The organism is Gracilimonas sp. (assembly GCF_014762685.1).
In the GTDB taxonomy this organism is placed as follows: domain Bacteria; phylum Bacteroidota; class Rhodothermia; order Balneolales; family Balneolaceae; genus Gracilimonas.
In genome coordinates this window covers 269,393-292,900 of the sequence record NZ_JABURM010000008.1, presented here as the reverse complement: position 1 = coordinate 292,900, position 23,508 = coordinate 269,393, and the positions used below count along the sequence as shown (strand labels likewise).

Genomic DNA, 23,508 nt, shown 5'->3' with positions numbered 1-23,508 from the left:
AGCGCCGATGGTACTGCCACAAGCGGTAGAGTAGGTCGTCGCCTTCTTCCTTTTTTACCCCAAGCCTCCACGGTCCCACGACTGCGGAGGCTTTTTTTATTTAAACGAATTTTTCATTTTAAATTCGCTGTTCAAGCTGCTTAACCATTCCCGGATACCAATCACCAAAACTATCGTCAGCAATTCGGTTTCTGACTTCTTCCATGAGCCACAGGTAAAAAGTGAGATTATGAACGGAAGCTAATACTAAGCCAAAAATCTCGTTGTTCCGTATTAAGTGATGAATATAAGCCATCGTATATTTACTGCAGAGATCGCTGGGAAAATCTGCATCTAAATAATCATGATGATTTTTCCATTGTGCATTACGAATGTTAACTCTTCCCTGGCGAGTGAATATGGTCCCGTTACGGGCATTTCGGGTTGGCATTACACAATCAAACATATCCACTCCGCGGGCTACTCCTTCTAATAAGTTAGCAGGGGTTCCTACTCCCATTAAATACCTTGCCTTATTTTCAGGAAGGTAGTCGGTATTCAGGTCAGTGAATTCATACATCATCTCAATAGGTTCACCGACACTGAGTCCACCAATAGCAATGCCTTCAAAATCTTGGTCGGCCATAAATTTTGAAGAGTCAATGCGAAGATCTTTATACGTTCCTCCTTGTACAATCCCAAACTGTGCTTGTTGGTGTCCGTAAAGTGGTTCGGTTTTCAAAAAGGCTTTTCTCCCCCTTTTTGCCCAGCGATGGGTTAGTTCCATGGAGTTTTTGGCATACTCATAAGAACTTGGGTAGGGTGGGCATTCATCCAAAAGCATCATAATATCAGATCCCAAAATACGCTGTATATCGACAACATTTTCGGGGGTAAAAGAATGACTGGAACCGTCGATATGACTTTGGAAGTGCGCCCCCTCTTCATCTAAATCTCTGATTTCCGAAAGGGAAAAAATTTGATATCCACCCGAGTCAGTTAAAATAGGTAGGTCCCAATTCATAAAAGAATGAAGCCCTCCAGCTTCCTTAATGATATCACATCCGGGGCGTAAATATAAATGGTAAGTATTCCCAAGAATAATCTGAGCCTTAATTTGTTCAACTAAAGTATCTTGTGAAACTCCTTTTACGGTTCCTAAAGTGCCAACGGGCATAAAAATAGGAGTTTGAATAACACCATGATCTGTTTTTAGTTCTCCAAGTCGAGCCTTTGTAGTGGAAGCAGTGTGTTTAAGTGAGTACAATCTTAATAAATTTAAAGTTGATGATGTTATGCAGCCTATCTAAAAATCCTTATTTTGACAATCTTAAATTAAGAAGCTGAGTTATAAACTAAAGGCGTTAAGTTAAAAAGATATAGGAAAGTTATTTTGATCCGTATACTCAATCTTATGATTGATTAGGCTAATAATGTGAAGCCAAATGAAAAAATGGTTTTTTAAGTTGAAATGCTTCGTTAAAATAGATGCTAAAATTTTGATTAATACCTTAATTACAAATCTAAAAAGGAAGGGGTTGGAACAATGTCTCCAGATACATTAATTATTGTTCCCACTTTTAACGAGGCACACAATATTTTTCGGCTAATTGAAAAATTGATGGAACTCGAAAATAAAGTGGACGTTTTAGTGATAGACGATGGTTCTCCTGATGAAACTGCTGTATTTGTGAAAAAAGCACAGAACAAATTTCAGGAAAGGGTCGCTTTAATTGAACGGCCGGGAAAAATGGGGTTAGGTACTGCTTATGTAAAAGGTTTTGAATATGCCCTGAACAAAGATTATGAATATGTTTGTGAAATGGATGCTGATTTTTCTCATGACCCCGAAGATGCTGACAGGCTAATCAACGAAGTGAAATCAGGAGCTGCTGATGTAGCAGTGGGTTCAAGGTATAAGAATGGGATCAGTATTATAAACTGGCCGTTGAGCCGTTTGATTCTTTCCTATTGTGCAAATATTTATGCCCGTACTATAACCGGATTGCCAATTTTTGACACTACAGCAGGGTTTAAATGTATTCGGCGAGAAGTGCTTGAAAACATTTCTATTGATCGTATAAAATCGAATGGATATGCATTTCAAATTGAACTGCATTTCAGAGCATGGAAAGCCGGATTCAAATTAAAAGAGGTTTCTATTGTTTTCCGGGAACGGGAAGAAGGTGTTTCCAAGATGTCAAAAGCTATAGTGCGTGAAGCTATTTGGCGTGTTTGGGCACTTAAATTCAGGAGTATTTTTGGAACTCTTTAGTTGCCGAAAAGCTCTCACCTCTGTACAAGATTGCTTATATTCATTCAGATTTAAACTTAAAAGCAGATATGCAGTATTTAGATTTTGAACAACCCATCGCAGAATTGGAAAGTAAAATTGAAGAGCTGAAAAGCCTTTCTAATGTAAGTGATGGTGTTCTGGACAAGGAAATTGAGAGCCTTAAAAAGAGAGTAGATAAGCTCAGAAAATCAATTTTCACAAATTTAACCAGATGGCAGCGAGTACAACTTGCCCGTCATCCGGATCGCCCTTATACATTGGATTATATCTATAAAATGACAGAGAACTTTGTAGAATTACATGGCGATCGTTATCATGCAGATGATAAAGCCATTGTGGGCGGATTGGCTACCATAGACGGTGAATCCGTAATGATTATTGGACACCAAAAAGGACGGGATACGAATAGTAGAAAATATCGAAATTTCGGAATGGCAAATCCTGAAGGATACCGAAAGGCTTATCGACTGATGAAGCTGGCTGAAAAGTTTGAAATTCCTATTATTACGCTTTTGGATACCCCTGGTGCATTCCCCGGTCTCGAAGCAGAAGAGCGGGGACAGGCCGAAGCTATTGCCAAAAATTTGAAGATGATGGCTATGCTGAAAGTTCCTTTCATTACGATCGTTATTGGCGAAGGTGCCAGTGGAGGAGCCATCGGGATTGGAATGGGAAATGAGGTTTACATGATGGAAAATACATGGTATTCTGTAATTTCACCTGAGTCATGCTCATCAATACTTTGGAAAACCTGGGACTATAAAGAGCAAGCCGCAGCGGTATTGAAATTAACGGCGCCTGATCTTAAGGAGCTTAAAGTAATAGATGGTGTTATCCCGGAACCATTGGGTGGAGCTCATCGAGATCATGAAGAATCAGCCGCAGCGGTCAAAAAGCAAATCTTGAAAAGTTTGAAAAAGCTCAAAAAGCTGAAACCTGAAAAACTTATAGAACAGCGTATAGATAAGTATGCTTCTATGGGTGACTGGAAAACGGTTAAATAGCCTATTGTGAAAGTTCCGGACAAAACTCCTGTCATAAAATATACTCACACTCTTCGCAGCCGATATGGTGAAACTGACCGAATGGGTTATGTCTATTATGGCAGATACCTGGAATACTTTGAGGTAGCTCGAACCGAGATGATTCGCTCATATGGGCTTTCTTACAGAGAATTGGAAGAATCAGGGGTGATGCTTCCTGTTATACACTCTGAGTTGGAATACAAAGCGCCTATTTTATATGATGAAAAGATGTTTGTGACGGTTAAGGTATTTGAAGTGCCCACTGTACGATTGCAAACCTTTTATGAAGTAACAACCCCACAAAGTGATAAGGTACATGTTTATGGGGAGGTCAGTCTTTGCTTTATGGATGCTGAAACACGCAGACCATGTCGAGCTCCAAAGTCATTTATTAATGGCTTGCAAAATATACAAAAGGCATAAAGTGTGGCTAGCTTGCAAGCACATAACAAGCGATTATATTTTAGTGTGTTGGCCGGAAGCGGATTCTTGTTTTTTACGGCTTTAGGTCCCGGATTTGGGTTCAATACTGAATCGGTTTTTGGGAGCTGGCACTATGAGGTGTTTGAAGTTCTTTGCCACCAGGATCCGGCTCGGTCATTTACTGTTTCCGGCATACATATGGCAGTTTGCTCGCGATGTATCAGCATTTATGGATTATTCTTTATAGGAATGCTTGGCATGCCATTATATGCCCGGTTCTACAATTCGTCTTTAAAACAGGAAAAGAACTGGTTAATTGCGGCGATTATTTTAAATTTGGCTGATGTTTTAAGTAACTATTTTGGGATATGGTCGAATACCATGATGACAAGGTTTTTGTTGGGAAGTTTATTTGGGATCTCTATGGTATTGATCTTAACCAACGAATTTTTCACGCTTAATAAATCGGAATAAAATGGAAAACGAACAGGTACAACCAAGCTATTGGAATTCAGTAATCATAGCTTCATTAGTTACAGCTATAGTTGTAACTGCATTTTCACTTATTGGCGGGTATATAACTTTAGGGTCTGAACCTTCAGGTTCTTTTTTCAGTTCTGCTCAATTGTTTGGAACGATAGGATGTCTCATAGGAGCTCTGGGTGGTTTATTTGCTAACTGGCATTATGTGAAAGAAAATGATGTAACTTATAAAATTGGACAGGGGGCTTTAATAGGTCTTTTTGTTGGACTAATCGCTACTATATTTACAGTGATTATCGGTCAAATTTGGAATTTAATAGACCCAAGTTATCAAAAAGCTTTGGTTGACTGGAATATCCAAAATTTTGAAGCCATGCAAATGCCTGCGGAAGCAAAGGAACAGGCTATTGCGGGAATGGAAAACCCCAACTCTCTTAAAAATATCGGGCTTCAAGCATTATTTATATTTATCGGATTGGGCATAGTAAATGTTATTTCCGGGTTAATTGGCGCAAAAGTATTTGCTTCAGAAGAATAAAAGGAATTAATGAATCAGCAGGAAAGTACCTCAGTACAGGATGAATACAACCAGATATATCAAGAAAATAAGCCCCTGCCATGGGTAGAGCGGAACGGTTTTGCCCATTGGGCGATGGCTGTAGGATGGGTGCTTATAGCACTCATTACATTTAATATTGTTGGAGCTGTTGTGGGGGTGATTGGTGTTTTTGCCACTGCAGAAAGCCTTGACATGGAAGTGATGCTGGAACAGCTGTCAAGCAATTTTGATATTCTGTTTCTTGCAAACTCATCCGGACAAATTCTAGTGATGGCATTGGCTACTTTGTTGGTTGTAAAACTACATGCTGTTAAAGGTGACCGCAAAAATTTCATGAGGCTTAAGCTTTCTGAAAATGTTTGGCAAGTAACTTTAATAGCCGCTATACTTTTTATTGTAGCACAGCCTACCATCTTGTTTCTGGGCTGGCTGAACTCTTTTGTACCTGTACCACAAGCTATGGCCGAAATGCAGGAAACCATGGCTGAAATGATTTCAGACTTTCTTAAATCGGATAATGTTCTCTTGTTAGGAATATTCCATATTGGACTAGTTCCGGCTATTTGTGAAGAGATCATGTACCGCGGATATGTACAACGTGCTTTTGAAAAAAGTTGGGGCGTAGTAGCAGCTATACTTATTTCCGGAGCCATTTTTGGTGCTTATCATCTGCAAATTTCTAACTTTTTACCCTTGGCTACATTAGGTATTTTCCTGGCCTATGTAACCTATATTTCCGACAGCTTGATTCCTGCGATGGTCGCACATTTTGTGAATAATGGAGGACAGGTAATTGCGAGTAATTTTTATCCGGAAATGCTGGACGAGAAGATATCACCGGAAATGGACATTCCCATTTTGCTGGTTTTGATTAGCATTGCTTTGACGGCGGCATTGCTTTACTACCTATATTCTCTGAAACTTAACAATAAGTCCACAAGCAGATGAGTTTTTTTTCAGATTCCCCAAAACCTAGCGAAATTGATAATTGGGTATGTGTGCTGGAGGGCAATACCAACCTGGAAGTTGAAATGGTTAAAAATTACCTGTCCAATCTCAAAATTCCGTCAAATATCTTATCCAAGCGAGATTCTGCCTATAGTTTAAATGTCGGGGAAATGGCAATGGTATATCTTTATGTGCCGGTGGATTTTGAAAAACAAGCCCGCAAAGCCTTGGCTAAACTTGAAGAAGAAAATTCTGATTTTAATTCTGATTTAGAATAAAGGAGCCTGATTTGAGTGAACTTCTAAAACGCATTCTATTTGCCGTTCCCGCTGCCATATTATTTATATATTTAACTTGGTTAGGTGGATGGTACTTCAAAGGATTTATTATCCTCATTGGGTTTTTTATTCAGCAAGAAATGATGCGGCTATTAGCCGGATCCGGTAACCCCACCGATCAATACTTTCCCTATACCATAGGATTATGGATCATGCTCTTTCCCGTGATTCCATATGCTTTTGAGATCGGCGTAATGATACTGTTACTATTTGTAGCAATTCAAACATTCAGTACAACTGACGATGGTATTACAAGATTAACAAGTACTTTTTTTGCCGGAATATATGCCCCTGTTGGACTCTTAAGCCTCATGTTAATTCGTGATATGGGCACTAATGAAGCCGGATTCTTACTTACTATAGCTACGGTGCTTATGGTATGGGGAAATGATGTATTCGCTTATTTCGGAGGTAAAAACTTTGGAAAGCATAAGCTGGCTCCGGCTATAAGCCCTAACAAAACCTGGGAAGGTTTTTTCTCAGGATATGTGGGATGTTTTGCAGGTTTGTGGATCGCGTTTTTTGCTGTTCCTTTCGAAACAGGTTTAACGTTGGCTTTGGCATTGCCGCTTATAATCTTTGTTGGGACTTTTGGGCCAATTGGGGATCTGATTGAAAGTAAAATTAAGAGAAAGGCTGGTGCTAAAGACTCTTCTGATTTATTACCGGGCCACGGTGGGTTCTTTGATCGTTTTGATGCTTTGCTATTGGCTGCACCTGCCGCATATATATACATAAGGCTTATTCAAGAGTTGGATTATGTCACGTTTTGAAGTTTACTGGGAGATTATCCCTCTGAAATTAAAAGAAGTATTTACTATCTCTCGTGGTTCAAAATCGGAAGTGCGAAACGTATTTTTGTCAATCACAAAAAACGGAATTACCGGATTTGGTGAAGCAGGGCCAAATACACGTTATGATGAAACTGCTGAAAAAGTTGTGGAGTATTTTGAATCACTGCCGGATAATTTCTTTGATTTGATTGAAGGAGCCGATGAAATTCAAAATAAGCTTGACCAAATTAATTCAAAATCGGTTCAATCTGCTAAAACAGCTATTGAAATGGCTTGGTTAGATTGGTGGGGTAAATCTCATAACCAACCGCTTTGGAAATTATGGGATGCAAAATCACCGGCCGGCCCTGTGACTTCATATACTATTGGGCTGGATACTCCGGAGAAGATGCAGGAGAAAATCAGAAATGCAGAACAATATCCTGTATATAAAATTAAATTGGGAACAGACCGTGACCGTGAAATTATTGAGGCCATTCGGGAGGTTACCGACAAACCGCTTCGTATAGATGCCAATGAAGGATGGACAACACTGGATCAAGCAAAAAGGGAAATTGAATTTTTATCAACTCAAAATATAGAGCTGATAGAGCAACCAATGCCATCTTCTGAGTTTTATACAATGACAAAACTTAAAAAATGGTCTCCTTTACCCCTTGCCGCTGATGAGAGTTTTTTAGGAGAGGAGGACCTCCGTGAAATATCTGAAGGTTTTCATGTTATAAATGTCAAGCTCATGAAAATAGGAAGCCTGGTAAAAGCCAGGAATGTGATTGAATCGGCTCATGACCTTGGCTTGAAGGTAATGATTGGCTGTATGATTGAAAGTTCTCTGGCCAATTCTGCGGGTGTCCTGCTTGCACTTAAGGCAGACTATGTTGACCTAGACGGGCATTTATTAATAGGCAATGACCCATTTCATGGTTTGCATTTAGATGCTTCCGGGCATGTTATTTTATCTGATAGGAGCGGGCTTGGAGTTCATAAATGAATTCTTTTCTACTGATAAATGGTTTAAGTTTAAAACCTAACGAACAAACTTGAGACCATGAATATTCTTATTACAGGCGGAACAGGATTTATTGGAGATGAGCTTAGGTCTTTGTTGCTCAAGAAGGGACATGATTTAGTAATTGTTACTCGCAGCCCTAAAGAGTATGAAGATGAAAACGCTAAAAATCAGCGTTTTATAGCTTGGAATGATGATTTAGTTGCTGCTGTAAATAACGTAGATGCGGTAATCAATTTGGCCGGAGAAAATATTTTTGCCTGGCGTTGGACTCCCGAAAAGAAGGAGAGGATCTTGAATAGCCGCATACGTGTGACAACCCGGTTGACAGAAGCGATGGCTGAATCAGAAAATAAACCAGATATTTTTATTTCTGCATCAGGAGCAAGTATTTATGGGGATCGGGGAGATGAAATGTTGAATGAGTCAGAAGCTTCTTCTGATGATTTCTTGGCAAATGTCTGTGTTAAGTGGGAATCAGCATCCCAAAAGGTATCAGAACTTGGAATACGGGTAGTGAATCCAAGAATCGGTGTGGTTTTGGAAGAAGGTGGGGGAGCATTAGAAAAAATGATTCCTCCTTTTAAGTTTTTTGTGGGCGGCCCGATTGGCACTGGGAATCAATATATGAGCTGGATCCACCGGACAGATCTTTGTCGGTCATTTATTTTTGCTTTGGAAAATGAGCAAGTGGAAGGGGCTTATAATGCCTGTTCTCCTAATCCCGTAACGATGAATGAATTTTCAAAAACACTTGGAGCGGTGATGAATCGCCCGGCTATTTTTAAGGTTCCGGAGTTTGCCATTAATATGGTAATGGGGGAAGTGGCAAAAACAGTAACCGACAGTATTCGCATGCAGCCCAAAAAATTACAAGAGGCCGGGTTTCATTTTCTATTTGAAGAACTCGAAGAAGCTTTGGCGGATATTTTATAGAAGCAGGGTTTTGGGTGTTAGTTCTATTCAAAGTCTAACACCTAAAACCTCATGACTAACACCTAATTATCTTTATTGATTGTCCAGCATCGAAGACCTTCCCTGGTTTGGGCAATAAGTTCTTTTTTGCCATCTCCATTCAAATCGGTAATGATTGGGTATTTCATCCCGGAAGTAGGGATTCCAAACAAACGTTTATCGGTTAGAACTTCCCAGCCAAATAAGCGGCCAAACTCAGCCAAAGCTAACAACTCCATATTCTGATCAGAATTTATATCAGCCAGTTGCGGTATAAAAGTTGTGGAAGAAGGTTGTCCGAGACTTTTTGTGAAGCGCAAATCACCTTTTTTGTTATATAAAAATACAGAACCATTTGAACTTTGAGTCACAAGTATATCTTCACGGTAAAAATCTGTGGAGTCTTTCAATAATACATTTTCTTCTATCCTGACCGAGGTAAGTTCACTATTGGCAACATACAGCGAATGGATAGAAACAGAATCTTCTGAAATACTTGTTGCTATTGAATCTTCAAAAATTGGGGTCGTCCCGATAGAATAAAGGTATCCGTCAGCAGCTCCGGCAATTATCTGATTATCGTATATAACGGGAGAACCGTTAAAACGAGCATTTACAAACTGCGGATAACCCGGACGGGCATTCCCATTGCGAAGCCAGCTGTGCAAGGTATTTTCCGAAAAGGTCCAAATAGACCAGGTTCCGTTTAGGAGTTCAAATACCGGCTTTGTTTTTACTACAGTATTTGTGTTTTGAGGCCAGCCTCGCACATTTTCTCCCCGTCCGTCAAGTATGTGAACCTTGCGATCTTCGGTGGCTACGATAATTTCAGGAACACCATTTCTGAGTACATCCTGAACTAATATAGGTGCACTTATTTGTTCACCAATGTCAATTGGGAATCGGGGAATCGGGTCGCCGCCTTCATTCCATGCAAAAATTTTAGATCCGGCAGCAAGAAATACGATTTGTTGGTTGTTGCCATACCAGTCATATAGCTGAGGGCTACCTACAGGAGCCAATCCATCTGTGGAAGTTTGCATCACTATAGTACCATCGATAGCAAGCCCATAGACTCTACCGTCTTGAGTAGAAAAAATAATTTCTTCAGTACTGCTTCCTACAATATCACCTAAAACCGGTTCACCGCTGAGCTCAAAATTAGAGAGGGGCATAACCCATAATTCTTCATAAGGCAAACTCGAGCCTTCTTTGGAGTAGGTATTGAGACTGAAATCAATGACATTATCCTGAGTGGTCATGGTCATGGAGGTAATATCAAATCGGCTCAATATTCCTCTCGCTATATTCTCAGGCTTTAAATTTGGATTAATAAATCTTAGAAACTCATTGGTATCCGTCCAAACAAAACCGCTAACTCCATCAGGCAATTCATCTCTGATAGCTGAGTATGTATCGTCATAATAAATAACCCGCCGGCGAATGCGGTCTGCATTTACACTTTCTGCAAGCCCTTTTCTTTTGGCAATAACAACTACATCGTTGGAGAAAGCCAGGTAGAAATCACGCAATGTACTTAGCTCAGACCCTATTAACTTACCCATCACACGGCTGCTGATTTGATAAGTATTACCTACCCTTTCTGCCAAATCATCTCTTACCAATTCATTTAATCGTTGACGAAAGGCATTTATGTCCTCTAATTTTCGCATAAATAAGAACTCACCGGTTTCCATCAAACCAGATTCTGGAAATGCGACAAAAGCGAACTCAGAACTCAGGGTATTGGCTATATTCTGATAGTTTTCTATTCCCTCTAGTAAAAAAGAATCAAGCGGCGTTACAATTCCGTCGGATGGTTCGACAGGGATAGAAACCGGGGGCAATCTTAAAATGGCAAATGAAGCTGAATTTTCGGCTATATGCCGGTCAAGAGTTATGGGCTTATTTTCGAAAGAAAAGGCATCTACCAATACAGAACGCTCATCCAAAAGCTGAACTTGTCCGGATAATTGAATATTGTCTGAGGTATCAGTTGCAGCATTTAATTTAAGTGAAACCGGTTTAGTACCTGAGAATTTATCGATGATTGCGGGTCGATTACTTACCAGGGAAAACTGCTCTATCCAGTTATCTAATTCCGGAGTATTGAGAATCAGTGTTGAAAACTCAGGGTTTTCTTCCAGTTGTATTGAAGGGGCCTGGCCGAGATAGCTTCTTATCGAATTCTCTATTAATAAACTGGATTCAGAAAGAATGAGAAAATCCTTAACCTGTGCAGCAAAAACTTCACCTTTGTTAAAAAAGAGTTTATGAATGATAAATCCATTAAAATCATAATTATTTTGAGTAAACGGCTGATAAAACCTTGAGGCCCATTTTTCAAGCTTTTCAACAGGAGATTCGGCAATCCATAGAAGATTGGAGGATGTTGAGGTGGTTGGGTTTAAAGCCAATGCTTTAACCTGCAAGCGATTGCTGACTTCCACATCCAACCCGGCAACTTGCTGAATGGCCGAAGGAGTTAAATCATCCAAATAAGAAGCGTATTCTTTGGTTACTATATCTTGTACATTTACTCCTTCCCCTGGGACAACTGCCAAAGTTGAGTTTTCAGGAATTAATGCAACCCAATCTTTATTAGGATTTGTAGAACAATTGGTAAACTGGCTAACAATGAAAAAAGTAATTAAGATCTGTATGAAACGTTGCATCAATAAGAAAAAATAAGCTGTTTTAGGATATTGTTTGATATGGGCTAATTTCCGGGATGTTAAAAAGTTCCGCCATAAAAAAATAAAGGTAACATTTTTTGAGCGTTAAATGAGTTTTCTGAATCCAATTTTTTTATTTGCCTTGATTGCAGTGGGTTTACCCCTGCTAATCCATTTGTTAAACCTTAAACGTCCGCGGAAGGTAGCATTTTCTACACTTGCTTTTTTCCGGGAGTTGAAAAATACAACCATCAGGCGTATTCGCATTAAAAAGTATTTGCTTTTATTGTTGCGTGTTGCGGCTATTGGATGTCTTGCCTTGGTATTGGCTCGTCCATTTTTACCGCCGGGGTTATCCGGAGGTGGTACCGCACAAGCACCTGCCCTTAACGCTGTTTTATTAGATAATAGTATAAGTATGTTTCGTATTGGAAAGCAGGGGCCTTTATTTGACTATGCCCGTGAAATTGTTGGTAAGATTGAAGAATCTGCTAAAGATGATGATCGTTTTATGCTTCAGTTGACTAACGGAGAAGGAGAGTACAGTAATATTTTGAGCCGGGCCAATCTTCAAAAAACACTGGAAGGGGCTGAAATTATGCCGGCCGGGAATTTCATAAAGAATCGTTTGACTGGTTTAATAGAGTCGGTCCGGGAAGCTCCCTATCAGAACAAGAATATATTTATCATCACTGATGGACAGCTTAGCCAATTAAATGATTTGCAGGAAATGGACTTGAACGACATCACTTTAACCTTTATTGATGTGGGAGATGTGGATGTTCAAAATACAATTGTCTCAGATATCAGTACTTCTACCAACATGATTGGAGCCAATATTCCTTTCATACTAAATGTAGAATTAGCAAACCGAAGCAGTGTAAATGCAGTTAATCAATTTGTGACTTTAGATTTTGAAGGACAAAATGCTGGGCAGTATTCTATTGCTCTTGAACCCAATGAACGTAAAACATTTACTTTTGAAATAACGCCTTCTCAAACCGGTTCTGCAAAAGGTAAACTAGAAATCGAAGGAGATGAATTTCAGCCCGATAATGAATATTATTTTACGGTACAGGTGCCTGAAACACGAAATATACTTTGGGTACATGAACAGAGTCGGTTATCAGATTATGTTTCTTATACCGGTGCCATGCTTCGGGTAGCAGGAGAAAATGATGCACAACTTGCGTATCAGGAAGTGAGCCCAAATGCATTTGAAACAACCGACCTCAGTAAATTTGATGCAATTATTCTGGATGCTTTGAAAACTGTACCCGAGTATAGTTTCCAGCTATTGCAGGACTATGTACAAAATGGCGGTGGATTGATGTTCTTTCCATCGGAAAACGGGACTTTAAGTAATTATAACAGTTTTTTTTCTAAATTTAATGCCGGTCGATTTGAAGGGCTTCAGGGAGAATATGCTTCATTTAATTCTGTAGCTAAAGCCGATGAATTGCTTGAAGATCATCCGGCCTTTAACGGTTTATTTGAACGGGAACAAAATGAACAGCTTCGGTTCACCAACCCTGACATCTATTATTATTTAAAACTCTCAAAATCTCCCTCAGGAACAGGCTTTGATCTAATGACTATGAATAATGGCGATGTATTGATGTATGAAAAACGATTTGGAGAAGGATCGTTAATGATTGCCTCTATTGGAAATGACCCCGGATGGTCTAACTTCCCCGTTAAACCACTTTTTGCTCCATTTTATTACCGGCTGTTGCTATACTCGGCATCTTCTGACCAAGGAGGGTTCGCCAATTATCGATTAGGTGATCCCTTTAGTTGGCAGGGAAATATTGACGGAGAAAAAGCCGTTATAAACGTGGGTGAAGATGAGATTAAACCGACTGTGGATGTAGTACCCTCTGGAATTCGTCTTCGTTACCCCGCTGAAGAATGGACTCCGGGGTGGGTCACCGTTACCGATGAAACTAAAGAATATGTGCTTTCAGCAAATTTGAATTCCACAGAATCGGATTTTAGGGAAATAACTGAAGAACAGCTGCAAGATTTAATGGGAAATACAGACTTTACATGGCTTGAAGCCGGTGAAATGGAAGAGGAAGAACTTCAGGATGAAATTATGTCTTCTGGTTTTGGGAAAGAAATATGGAACTGGTTTATGTTAGCAGGTTTGTTATTTTTGATAGCTGAAACCTTTGTTTCCATGTGGTATAAAGCAGAAACAGTGAGCTAATGGACGAGATACTAAGCATTTTTTTTCGAAGTGTTATTGTGATGTTTACCATTGCATCTACTTTACTTGCGGGCTATTCTTTGCAAAATAAGCTGCGATTGAGGAAAATTCGCCTAAGCTGGAGGGCAGGGAAACTGCGGGGGTATCCTCTTTTTTCCACGGTTTTTATCGGACTGATTTTTACTCTTTCGGCAATTGTTTTCTTCGTGGAAGATGTAGGGCGTTATCCAGTTTTTTTGGCTTATATATGGATTGGAAGCATGTGGTTTATTTCCAGTTATCTGGCATCTAAATATTATATTACTGATTACGGCATAGTAAAAAATATCAACGAACCCTCGCAAACCATTCCCTGGTTTCAGATTTTGGATTATGTGGAGCATCCTCAAAAAGATGGGGTAGAATACCTCTTTAACTACTCAGAAATGGATAAATCCTTAACTGAAGGTTATAAGCAACTGAAACTGTTTGTGCCCGAGAGACGATATAATGCAGTAAAAAAAATTGTATCTTTAAAATTAGAAAATAAGGTTGCAGGACAATCCATCCCGGATATCGACCTCAAGAGAATTCAAGAAGATTAATAGATTAATTAAGTAAATACCCATTTGTTAGACGACGTTAAAAATTCCGACATAGAACGAGAGCGAGTTGTACTGGTAGGTTTATATGGACCGGAAACAACCCGTTTTCAAGCTGAAGAATATTTAGAGGAACTTTCTTTGCTGGCGGATACTGCCGGAGGAATCACTGTTGAAAAAATACTTCAAAACAAAACACATCCGGACCCTTCCACCTATATAGGTAAAGGTAAATTAGCTGAATTGAAGCGTATTATGGGGGAGAAGCATATTGATACCGTTATTTTTGATGACGACCTCTCCCCAACACAATTACGAAATATTGAAAAAGGCACGGATGCCAAAGTACTGGATCGCAGTTCATTAATTCTAGATATTTTTGCTTCCAGAGCTAAAACCGCCGCTGCAAAAACACAGGTTGAGTTAGCACAACTTCAGTACCTATTACCAAGATTAACCCGTTACTGGACTCACCTTTCCCGACAAAAAGGGGGGATTGGCACTAAAGGTCCCGGTGAAACCCAGATTGAAACGGATAGAAGGTTAATTGGACGGCGTATTTCTGTTCTGAAAGATAAGCTTGAAAAGCTAAGCAAGCAGCGTACCACTCAGCGAAAAGGAAGAGAAAGCATGACGCGTATTTCCCTGGTTGGCTACACCAACGCCGGAAAATCAACCTTAATGAATGCACTTACGGAAACCGGAGTTTTTGCCGAAGACAGGCTTTTTGCAACACTGGATTCCACTGTTCGCCGTCACGAACTAGAAAACCATTCTGTATTGCTCTCTGATACGGTAGGATTTATTAGAAAACTGCCCCATAATCTTGTGGAAAGTTTTAAATCTACCTTGGATGAGGTAAGAGAAGCCGATATTTTACTGCATGTGGTAGATGCTTCTTCAAAAATGGCCCATGAGTACATTGAAGTAGTAGAAGATACTTTAAAAGAGATAAAGGCTACCAATAAAAAAACCATCTTAGTATTTAATAAAGTTGATCAAATGAATGCGGATCAGATTTCTGAGATGAGGCGTTCGTTTTCAAATGCTGTATTTGTTTCTGCAGAACAACGAATAGGGCTTAAAGAGCTTGAAAAAAGCATTGAAAACATGATTGAGCTTGAATATAGCCGGCATACAATGCAAATTCCGGTTTCAAAATACAAAGCAGTTGCTTTTATTCATGAAAATGCAACAGTGGAAGAAGAAACCTATGAAGGAACAGATGTGGAACTTACATTTCACATAGCTAAAAAAGATTTTAAGCAATTATCCCATTTGTTGGATACTATTGGTACTAATGGCAAAGTTGTATAACTATGTTAGTAAAAGAAATTATAAATACAGATATCTCTCCGCTTAAATTGACGGATACCGTTGCCACAGCATTGATGAAAATTGAGTTGTTGCACACGACCAAGGTTTGTGTAGTTGATGAAGAGGGGAGAGTTGTTGGTATGGCCTCGCTTGAGAAATTGATTGAAGTGATTGACGAAAAATCACAACTTACAAAAGATGATCTCGAAGACCCGCTTTTCGTGCCTGAAAATCAACATCTTTTTGAAGCCTCCAGAATCATGCTTGCTCAAGAGCTTTTTTTAATTCCCGTTGTTGACGAAGGGATGAAGTTTAAGGGGATGATTAAAAAAAGAGATGTATTGAAGGCTTTGGGTGATGTATTCAATTTATCAAGTTTTGGCTCCGTTATTGCAGTTGAATTAGAGCAAGCTGATTTTACCTTATCCGATCTCGTGCGCATTATTGAAATGGAAGGAGCTAAAATTTTGGGTATCGCCGTTCAGCAACCAAGGGCAGAAAACCCGTTTTTTCGGGTCTCGTTCAAGTTAAATTTAGAAGACTCCTCGGTCGTAAGTGCCGGTTTGCGCCGTTTTGGATATACAATCATATCTGAAGCCAATAGCGAGGCTTTAGAACATAATTTTTCTGACCGTGCAGATGAACTTATTCGCTATCTTGACATATAAGAAGTAACTATTAACCTTATTTACCCCGACGAGTTTCATGCTGTCCGTTTCAAAAAGTAGTTTTCTTACAATAATCGGCACGTTCCTTATGGTGAATTTGATATCTGCCCAAGATATTCAGTCGCCCTCTACACAGTTATATAGTACCGGAATAGATTTATATGAGAATGGTTTTTTTGAAGAAGCCGCTCAGCAATTTGAGGAATTCAGCAGTAAATACCCTAATCATGATCTGCGCATTTCTTCAGAATTTTTTCTTGTAAAGGCAAAAACGGGTATGGATTCCACTAATATGGAATCTTATTACCAGCAGTTTGTACTTAAATATCCAGGAAGTGATTTGTCGGAGAAACTTTTGCGGGATTTGGGACACCGGTTTACAGATACCGGTAATTATGAGGAGGCAATCGCATATTATCAGCAAGCGATGGATTCATGGATGAATGACAGAAATTCAGCTGAAACCAAATATTGGATTGCCGAAGCCGCTGCGGAAAACGGTGACTATTCCGATGCACGGACTCATTTTATGGAATTAGCCAGTGACTACCCTAGATCTGATTGGGCCCCAAAAGCCCTCTATGCCCGTGGGCGGTTATATCTTACACAGGAACAGTATAACGATGCTTCAAGTGCTTTTGAAGTGTTGAAAGAGCGGTATCCCAATAATGAAATAACCAGGCGGGTAGGCACGGCATTGGGAGAATCCTATTATCAGCAGGGTAAGTTTGAAGAGGCTATAGAGGCTTTGCAAAGTGCACTTCCTTATTTGGAGGATGAATCTCTAAATAAGGCTGTATTTCTGATTGCTGAAAGCCAGAACTACCTTGGGGATTATGACGACGCTTCAAAATCATATTTGCGCTACATTAATATGACAAAGGGAACTCCACAAGAGCGAATTGCGCATTATGGTCTGGGATGGGTTTATAATAAACAGGAGATTTATCACTGGGCAGCTGAATCATTTGGACGTGCTTCGGTAGGAGATGATGAAGTAGCCAGGAAAGCTCAATACTATAAAGCAGTAAACGAAAAATTAGGTGGGCAATATGGTAAGTCTCTGGATTCTTTCCGAGATTTTGGGGAGCGTTTTAAAACCGGTTTATGGGTAGAAGAGGCTTATTACGAATGGTCAGTTTCAGCATTTGAAGCTTCAAGGTATGATGAGTCTATTGAAGTACTTTCGGAATTGGTACGCAGTGATGTCCAACTTAAAGATCCCGGTAAAATTTATACAATGCTGGGAGAGGCTTTCTTCGCAAATGGGGAATATACCCGAGCAACTCAGGCTTTTGATGAAGCAGAAAAAGTGGCAGACATTGATCCTGCACTAAAGCGTCAGGCTCGTTTCCAAAAGGCATGGATACTTTATCGTAATCAGGCCTATCAGCAAGCACAACCTATTTTTGAGGCTGTTTATACCGAAGCCCCAAACTCTGAGATAGGCAGGGAAGCATTATTCTGGAGTGCTGACAGTCATTATAAAATGAATCAGTTCAGTAATGCGGCCCATCGTTTTAGAATGTATGCCGACAATTTTCCGGAAAGCGAAATGGTAGGTGCGGCTTTATATTCGCTGGGCTGGAGTTATTTTAAAATGGGGCAATACCAGCAAGCGGTAGGTCCTTTAGAAGATTTTCTTGAAAATTATGAGCCCCCCTCTACGGCTCTTTTTCCGTATGATACCGATACCCAATTACGAATTGGTGACGCATATTATGCACTTGGAAATTATCGTGAAGCCATTGAAAGCTATAACAGAGCCCTTGGAGCTGAGCCGGGTGGGGATTATGCCATGTTTCAGGTAGCAAATAGTTACTATAGAGCAGGAAGAACTTTTGAGGCGGTTTCAAACTTTCGTAAAACACTTCGGATTTACCCTTTCAGCCGCTTAAGAGAACAGGCTCAATATAATATTGCTTATATTTATTTGAATACGGATAATTATTCTCAGGCTGTTGAAGAATTTCAGACTGTGATCAATAAATACCCCGGAACTGACTGGGCGGCACGCTCACAATACAATATTGGGGATGCTTATTATAATGCCGGAGAATATGAAAGGGCTATTGCAGCGTATCAAAAAGTATTGGACGAATACCCGAAAAGTAATTATATCATTGAGGCTATTAACGGAATTCAATATGCTCAGCTTTCAGCGGGCAGATCTGATAGCAGTTCAGTGATTTTAGAAGAGTTTTTAAGTGATAACCCTGCAAGTTCAACAGCTGACCAGCTTCGTTATCGACAGGCAATGAACGTTTTTCAATCCGGGGATTATGAAAATGCGGTAAAGGAATTTCAACAATATTTAAGAGTCACCAACTCCGAATCGCTGGTTCCGGAGGCATATTCTAATCTTGGAGAGTCCTACCGGCAATTAAATCAAATTCAAAATGCTATTGATGCCTATCGAACCATTGTAAATGAATATCCGGACGATGATTTGGCTTCATCTGCACTTACTTCTTTAGGGACGCTAAACTTTGAACGGGGAGAATATGCGGCTTCTCATGCTAATTATGCTGAGTTATTAGAATCTGCACCACGCTATCGACAGGAGGCGTATATAGGTATGGGAAATGCGAGTTTGGCCCAGAGAAATATCGATAGAGCCAAAGAAGAATATGAATCAGCGTTGGAAATAAATGCAAATAGCGAATCTGCAAAAGTGGGACTTGGTAAAGTGGCTATAGCGGAAAATGAATATGATAGGGCCAGGGACTTTTTACTTCCAATTGCCGATGAAAGCACTACGGAAGTTGGAGCTGAGGCACAATATTATTTGGGCAATGTCTATCAACAGCAAGGTCAATACAACAGGGCCATAGAAGAGTATGCTAAAGTGAAAGTGTTGTTTGAAGCTTTTGATGTATGGGTGTCAGAAGCAATGTACAACAGTGCTGAATGCCATATCAGGTTGGGGAATCGCGGTGAGGCTATGACAATTCTAAATTCCATTCTAACAACATATCCGGGTACTGAGGTCGAGAAAAAAGCACGGGCTCTGCTCAATAAAACAGATTTATGATTAAACATGTGGCCCCTGCGTTATCTTTAAAAGGTGAAATTACACTCCCACCTGATAAATCTATTTCCCAACGGGCAGCTATTTTTTCCTTATTGCATGAAGGGGTATCCGAAGTTGGAAATTATTCTGCTGCTCAAGACCCCCAAAGCACCTTAAGATGTGTACAGCATTTAGGGGCTAAAGTAACTGAAAATGCCGGTCGGCTAATCATTGAGGGAACCGGCAGAAAAGGAATAAAAACCCCCGATGGAGATCTGGATTGCGGGAATTCAGGAACGGCCATGCGTTTACTTTCCGGAGTTTTAGCCGGAGCAGGAGTTTCAGCTAAGTTGGTAGGTGATGAGTCGCTTTGTGGCAGAACGATGACCCGCATTATAAATCCCCTGGAAGAAATGGGAGCACATATTTTAGCAAGAAATGGTGCTTATGCTCCGCTATTCATAAATCGAAACGATGCACTAAAGCCGCTGAGCTTTGAATTACCCATACCCAGTGCTCAGCTTAAATCCTGTGTATTATTGGCAGGATTATTTGGGGAGGAGCCGACGGAGGTTATTGAGACTTTACCGAGTCGCGACCACACCGAGCGATTGCTGAATTTGGATCAAAAAATAACGACCGACCGCAAAATTATTACTGCAAGTTTGACGGATGAGATTCCCAATCAAAGCTATATTATTCCCGGAGATTTTTCTGCTGCAGCATTTTGGTTGGTGGCTGGTGCGATTCAAAAAGATGCCGAAATTCTGATTACTAATGTAGGGCTAAACCCAACTCGTAATGCCTTGCTTGATATTTTAAGAGATATGGGAGCCGATGTCACCATCGAAAATGAACGGATGGAAGGTGCCGAGCCTGCAGGAGATATTATCGTAAAAGGTTCTGATTTGAAGGCTGTTGAGATCGATCCTAAAATCATTCCAAACTGTATTGACGAACTGCCAATTCTTGCAGTTGCCATGTTGTTTTCAGAAGGGACATCCACCATCTCCGGCGCAGAAGAACTGCGCCACAAAGAAACCGATCGCATTATGGCGATGTCTAAAATGCTGGAAGCCGTTGGTGCCAACTTTGAAGAACAAGAAGACGGGCTCATAATCCACGGTGACCCTGAGTTTACTTTCAAGTCTGCTAAATTTGAATCCTTTCACGACCACCGTATTGCCATGGCATCGGCTGTATTATCTTTGAAAGGTGAGAAAACCAGCCAGATTAAAGATGCCGAAAGTGCGGCGGTTTCCTATCCTAGCTTCTGGGGTGATATTGATCAGTTGAGAGTTGAGAGTTGATAGGGTGATATTTGCATGTACAAATTCTATCACCCTATCAACTGTCAAAAACCCTTCTGACTTCGATAGTTCTTGTTCAATGTTCGATGTTCCACAGGCTTCCTGACAATACGTCCGTCAATACGTCAGTTTTCTTCCATACTAACCTGATTGGCATTGCTATTGCTTATCTAACAGTGAATTTGAACAAACTATTATGCACATGGGAGATTTCACTGAATTTGGTATCGAAATTGAGCGGCACCTATCCAAGCTGGGTAAGGATATTCAACAGTTTGTAGAGAAGGTTGTACCGCTTGCCAATGAAGACAAGGATTTTGCTCCTGATTGTGACATTATAGAGAGTGAAGAAGAATATAAAATTCTGTTGGATCTTCCGGGATTATCCAAAAAAGAAATTGGAATTTCCCTGAAGAACAATGTGCTGACGGTGAAAGGTGAACGAGAAATTGAAGCCGGAGAGGGAGAAGAGTTTAAGCGGCAAGAACGACGTCGTGGAGCTTTTGCCCGGGCATTTGCGGTACCACAAAATGTGAATGCGGCCGAAGTGTCGGCTAATTTCAGAAATGGAGTACTGACAATTGCAATGCCGAAATCAGAGGCCTTAAAAGACTCACAATCTATCCCGGTTAAATAGTTTATTGATGAAGTGATGAGTGATAAAGTAAATCGATAGTAGAATTTAGTCTACTTCATCACTTTCTCACTTAATCACTCACAATGTTGAAATTGATTTTATAGAAAAATCGAAACGAAAGAATATTTATAACAATAAAAAGTAAATAGATTAGACCAATGGGAAAAATCATAGGAATTGACTTAGGAACTACCAACTCATGCGTTGCCGTAATGGAAGGTAATGAGCCGGTTGTAATTCAGAATAGTGAAGGTGGCCGAACGACCCCCTCTGTTGTTGCTTTTACCAAAGATGGAGAGCGATTGGTTGGTGCACCTGCAAAACGGCAGGCTATTACCAATCCGGCAAATACCGTGGCTTCCGTAAAACGCTTTATGGGGCGCATGTTTGATGAAGTGAAAGGTGAAACCAGACAGGTTTCTTACGAAATCACCAAGGCAGATGACAACACTGCACGTGTAAAAATTGAAGATCGTTTGTATGCTCCGCAGGAAATTTCAGCAATGGTGCTTCAGAAAATGAAGCAAACTGCTGAAGAATATCTTGGTGAAAAAGTAACAGAAGCCGTAATTACTGTTCCTGCTTATTTTAATGATGCGCAACGTAAAGCTACTCAGGAAGCCGGAAAAATTGCCGGACTTGAAGTAAAGCGTATCATCAACGAGCCAACTGCAGCTTCACTCGCATACGGACTTGACAAGAAAGAGACAGATCAAACCATAGCCGTATATGATCTCGGTGGTGGTACTTTTGATATCTCAATCCTGGAGCTGGGTGATGGCGTTTTTGAAGTGAAATCTACACATGGTGACACGCACCTTGGTGGAGATGATTTTGATGAGCGCATTATTGATTTCTTGGCAGATGAATTCAAAAAGGATGAAGGCATTGACCTTCGTAAAGATCCTATGGCCATGCAACGGCTTAAAGATGCTGCCGAGAAAGCAAAAATTGAGCTTTCCAGCTCGCAAAAAACGAATGTGAACTTGCCGTTTGTTACCGCAACCGATGCAGGTCCGAAGCATTTAAATATTGACTTGAGCCGATCTAAGTTTGAGCAGCTGGTAGATGATTTAGTGAAGCGTTCAATTACACCGTGCGAAAAAGCAATGAAAGATGCCGGATTGAACAAGTCTGAAATTGATCAGGTTATTCTTGTTGGAGGTTCAACGCGAATTCCGAAAATTCAGGAAGCGGTTAAAGAATTCTTCGGTAAAGATCCAAGTAAAGGGGTAAATCCAGACGAAGTTGTAGCGATTGGAGCTGCTATTCAGGGTGGTGTAATGTCAGGAGATGTAGAAGATGTTGTTCTTCTGGATGTAACTCCTCTTACCCTTGGTATCGAAACAATGGGTGGTGTGATGACCCCGCTTATTGAAGCTAACAGCACGATTCCAACCAGCAAATCTCAGACATTCTCTACTGCAGCCGATAATCAAAGCAGTGTAGAAATTCATGTGTTGCAAGGTGAACGAGCCAAAGCTCAAGATAACCGGACTCTTGGCCGGTTCCACTTAGATGGAATTCCTCCGGCTCCACGCGGAGTGCCTCAGATCGAAGTAACATTCGATATTGATGCCAACGGTGTACTAAATATTAAAGCACAGGATAAAGGAACCGGAAAAGAGCAAAGTATTAGAATCGAATCTTCTTCAGGGCTATCCGAAGAGGAAATCGAGAAAATGAAAAAAGCTGCTGAAGAGCACGAAGAAGAAGACAAAGAGCTTCGTGAGCGTATCGAGAAATTGAATCAGGCTGACAGCTTGGTATTTTCAACCCGTAAGCAGCTTGATGAATACGGCGATAAGATCTCCGATGAGAACAAGAAAGCCATCGAAGACGCCCTCGAAACACTTGAGAAAGCTCATAAAGAAGAAAACATGGACGAACTGGATGCAGCTATTGAAGCTGTAAACCAGGCATGGTCCGGAGCTTCTGAAGAAATCTATAAAGCTACTCAGGAAGAAGCTGCTGCAAGCGGAGCCGCAGGCGCTGATGGTGCCGGCGCTCAAGGAAAGGCTGCTTCAGATGATGCTGAAGACAGCGGAGACGACGCCGTTGATGCAGACTATGAAGTAGTAGATGATGATGAGAAAAAATAAGCATTAAACTTTCTTAGATAGATAAATTCAAATCCCGTCTCGGTTTTCCGGGACGGGATTTTTTTGTGGCATTCTGAGGATATATCTGAAGAATCCTCAGGAGTCTGATTCGTACTCACAATTATAATTATGCTTGTGAAGATCTTTCGGGGGTACCCTCAAGATGACTTTTATGAGTATCATGG

General features: G+C 40.4%; 20 protein-coding genes. 18 read left to right on the top strand and 2 right to left on the bottom strand.

Going from position 1 to position 23,508, the window contains the following annotated elements; genetic code table 11:
• Nucleotides 1-118 precede the first annotated feature (118 nt).
• On the bottom strand, nt 119-1,246 hold the full coding sequence (tgt, locus tag HUJ22_RS14940) for a tRNA guanosine(34) transglycosylase Tgt (RefSeq protein WP_290878497.1): 1,128 nt from the start codon (nt 1,244-1,246) through the stop codon (nt 119-121).
• 279 nt (nt 1,247-1,525) lie between these two features.
• On the opposite strand from tgt, the gene HUJ22_RS14935 reads away from it, so the two are divergent.
• The 10 genes from HUJ22_RS14935 (at nt 1,526) to HUJ22_RS14890 (ending at nt 8,790) form a co-directional block, all read left to right on the top strand.
• Nucleotides 1,526-2,254 carry a polyprenol monophosphomannose synthase gene (locus tag HUJ22_RS14935; protein ID WP_290878496.1) on the top strand — a complete coding sequence of 243 codons (729 nt, stop codon included), beginning with the start codon at nt 1,526-1,528 and terminating at the stop codon, nt 2,252-2,254.
• Between the two features lie 68 nt (nt 2,255-2,322).
• Complete coding sequence (locus tag HUJ22_RS14930) at nt 2,323-3,279, top strand: acetyl-CoA carboxylase carboxyltransferase subunit alpha (protein ID WP_290878495.1); 957 nt, start codon at nt 2,323-2,325, stop codon at nt 3,277-3,279.
• A 6-nt stretch (nt 3,280-3,285) separates the two neighbouring features.
• Nucleotides 3,286-3,723 (top strand): thioesterase family protein, encoded by a 438-nt coding sequence (locus HUJ22_RS14925; protein ID WP_290878494.1) that lies wholly within the window; start codon nt 3,286-3,288, stop codon nt 3,721-3,723.
• Between the two features lie 3 nt (nt 3,724-3,726).
• The gene (locus tag HUJ22_RS14920) at nt 3,727-4,197 is read left to right on the top strand and encodes a DUF2085 domain-containing protein (protein WP_290878493.1); all 471 of its coding nucleotides are present in this window, start codon (nt 3,727-3,729) and stop codon (nt 4,195-4,197) included.
• A 1-nt stretch (nt 4,198) separates the two neighbouring features.
• Complete coding sequence (locus HUJ22_RS14915; protein ID WP_290878492.1) at nt 4,199-4,744, top strand: DUF4199 family protein; 546 nt, start codon at nt 4,199-4,201, stop codon at nt 4,742-4,744.
• A gap of 9 nt (nt 4,745-4,753) precedes the next feature.
• Complete coding sequence (locus tag HUJ22_RS14910; RefSeq protein WP_290878491.1) at nt 4,754-5,713, top strand: type II CAAX endopeptidase family protein; 960 nt, start codon at nt 4,754-4,756, stop codon at nt 5,711-5,713.
• Nucleotides 5,710-5,991, top strand: a complete 282-nt coding sequence (locus tag HUJ22_RS14905) for a hypothetical protein (protein WP_290878490.1) — start codon at nt 5,710-5,712, stop codon at nt 5,989-5,991. The genes HUJ22_RS14910 and HUJ22_RS14905 overlap by 4 nt, the downstream gene beginning before the upstream one ends.
• Nucleotides 5,992-6,002: 11 nt before the next feature.
• The gene (locus tag HUJ22_RS14900; protein ID WP_290878489.1) at nt 6,003-6,824 is read left to right on the top strand and encodes a phosphatidate cytidylyltransferase; all 822 of its coding nucleotides are present in this window, start codon (nt 6,003-6,005) and stop codon (nt 6,822-6,824) included.
• Complete coding sequence (locus HUJ22_RS14895; RefSeq protein ID WP_290878488.1) at nt 6,811-7,836, top strand: dipeptide epimerase; 1,026 nt, start codon at nt 6,811-6,813, stop codon at nt 7,834-7,836. The genes HUJ22_RS14900 and HUJ22_RS14895 overlap by 14 nt, the downstream gene beginning before the upstream one ends.
• A 57-nt stretch (nt 7,837-7,893) precedes the next feature.
• The gene (locus HUJ22_RS14890; protein ID WP_290878487.1) at nt 7,894-8,790 is read left to right on the top strand and encodes a TIGR01777 family oxidoreductase; all 897 of its coding nucleotides are present in this window, start codon (nt 7,894-7,896) and stop codon (nt 8,788-8,790) included.
• A gap of 62 nt (nt 8,791-8,852) precedes the next feature.
• Here HUJ22_RS14890 and HUJ22_RS14885 read toward each other — a convergent pair whose 3' ends face one another.
• Nucleotides 8,853-11,372, bottom strand: a complete 2,520-nt coding sequence (locus HUJ22_RS14885; protein WP_290878486.1) for a hypothetical protein — start codon at nt 11,370-11,372, stop codon at nt 8,853-8,855.
• Between the two features lie 220 nt (nt 11,373-11,592).
• Here HUJ22_RS14885 and HUJ22_RS14880 point away from each other — a divergent pair, with 220 nt between their 5' ends.
• The 8 genes from HUJ22_RS14880 to dnaK all read left to right on the top strand — a co-directional run bounded on the left by HUJ22_RS14880 (nt 11,593) and on the right by dnaK (nt 23,323).
• A complete protein-coding gene (locus HUJ22_RS14880) occupies nt 11,593-13,695 on the top strand; it encodes a BatA domain-containing protein (RefSeq protein WP_290878485.1) in 2,103 nt (700 codons plus the stop codon).
• Nucleotides 13,695-14,279 carry a hypothetical protein gene (locus HUJ22_RS14875; protein WP_290878484.1) on the top strand — a complete coding sequence of 195 codons (585 nt, stop codon included), beginning with the start codon at nt 13,695-13,697 and terminating at the stop codon, nt 14,277-14,279. The genes HUJ22_RS14880 and HUJ22_RS14875 overlap by 1 nt, the downstream gene beginning before the upstream one ends.
• 24 nt (nt 14,280-14,303) lie before the next feature.
• Nucleotides 14,304-15,593 (top strand): GTPase HflX, encoded by a 1,290-nt coding sequence (gene hflX / locus HUJ22_RS14870; RefSeq protein ID WP_290878483.1) that lies wholly within the window; start codon nt 14,304-14,306, stop codon nt 15,591-15,593.
• A gap of 2 nt (nt 15,594-15,595) precedes the next feature.
• Nucleotides 15,596-16,261, top strand: coding sequence for a CBS domain-containing protein (locus HUJ22_RS14865; protein ID WP_290878482.1), 666 nt, complete (start codon nt 15,596-15,598; stop codon nt 16,259-16,261).
• A gap of 88 nt (nt 16,262-16,349) precedes the next feature.
• Nucleotides 16,350-19,295, top strand: a complete 2,946-nt coding sequence (locus HUJ22_RS14860; protein ID WP_290878481.1) for a tetratricopeptide repeat protein — start codon at nt 16,350-16,352, stop codon at nt 19,293-19,295.
• Nucleotides 19,292-20,584 (top strand): 3-phosphoshikimate 1-carboxyvinyltransferase, encoded by a 1,293-nt coding sequence (gene aroA, locus HUJ22_RS14855; RefSeq protein WP_290878480.1) that lies wholly within the window; start codon nt 19,292-19,294, stop codon nt 20,582-20,584. Before HUJ22_RS14860 ends, aroA begins: the two co-directional genes overlap by 4 nt.
• Nucleotides 20,585-20,786: 202 nt before the next feature.
• Entirely contained in the window at nt 20,787-21,221 is a 435-nt protein-coding gene (locus HUJ22_RS14850) for an Hsp20/alpha crystallin family protein (RefSeq protein ID WP_290878479.1), read from the top strand.
• 158 nt (nt 21,222-21,379) lie between these two features.
• On the top strand, nt 21,380-23,323 hold the full coding sequence (gene dnaK, locus HUJ22_RS14845) for a molecular chaperone DnaK (protein WP_290878478.1): 1,944 nt from the start codon (nt 21,380-21,382) through the stop codon (nt 23,321-23,323).
• Nucleotides 23,324-23,508 lie beyond the last annotated feature (185 nt).

What these genes read in the sequence shown, in the direction of transcription:
- HUJ22_RS14850 (WP_290878479.1), top strand. Translation starts at nt 20,787, where the DNA reads ATGGGAGATTTCACTGAATTTGGTATCGAAATTGAGCGGCACCTATCC.
- aroA (WP_290878480.1), top strand. Translation starts at nt 19,292, where the DNA reads ATGATTAAACATGTGGCCCCTGCGTTATCTTTAAAAGGTGAAATTACA.
- HUJ22_RS14860 (WP_290878481.1), top strand. Translation starts at nt 16,350, where the DNA reads ATGGTGAATTTGATATCTGCCCAAGATATTCAGTCGCCCTCTACACAG.
- HUJ22_RS14875 (WP_290878484.1), top strand. Translation starts at nt 13,695, where the DNA reads ATGGACGAGATACTAAGCATTTTTTTTCGAAGTGTTATTGTGATGTTT.
- HUJ22_RS14865 (WP_290878482.1), top strand. Translation starts at nt 15,596, where the DNA reads ATGTTAGTAAAAGAAATTATAAATACAGATATCTCTCCGCTTAAATTG.
- HUJ22_RS14915 (WP_290878492.1), top strand. Translation starts at nt 4,199, where the DNA reads ATGGAAAACGAACAGGTACAACCAAGCTATTGGAATTCAGTAATCATA.
- HUJ22_RS14935 (WP_290878496.1), top strand. Translation starts at nt 1,526, where the DNA reads ATGTCTCCAGATACATTAATTATTGTTCCCACTTTTAACGAGGCACAC.
- HUJ22_RS14905 (WP_290878490.1), top strand. Translation starts at nt 5,710, where the DNA reads ATGAGTTTTTTTTCAGATTCCCCAAAACCTAGCGAAATTGATAATTGG.
- HUJ22_RS14880 (WP_290878485.1), top strand. Translation starts at nt 11,593, where the DNA reads ATGAGTTTTCTGAATCCAATTTTTTTATTTGCCTTGATTGCAGTGGGT.
- dnaK (WP_290878478.1), top strand. Translation starts at nt 21,380, where the DNA reads ATGGGAAAAATCATAGGAATTGACTTAGGAACTACCAACTCATGCGTT.
- HUJ22_RS14895 (WP_290878488.1), top strand. Translation starts at nt 6,811, where the DNA reads ATGTCACGTTTTGAAGTTTACTGGGAGATTATCCCTCTGAAATTAAAA.
- HUJ22_RS14930 (WP_290878495.1), top strand. Translation starts at nt 2,323, where the DNA reads ATGCAGTATTTAGATTTTGAACAACCCATCGCAGAATTGGAAAGTAAA.
- HUJ22_RS14890 (WP_290878487.1), top strand. Translation starts at nt 7,894, where the DNA reads ATGAATATTCTTATTACAGGCGGAACAGGATTTATTGGAGATGAGCTT.
- HUJ22_RS14910 (WP_290878491.1), top strand. Translation starts at nt 4,754, where the DNA reads ATGAATCAGCAGGAAAGTACCTCAGTACAGGATGAATACAACCAGATA.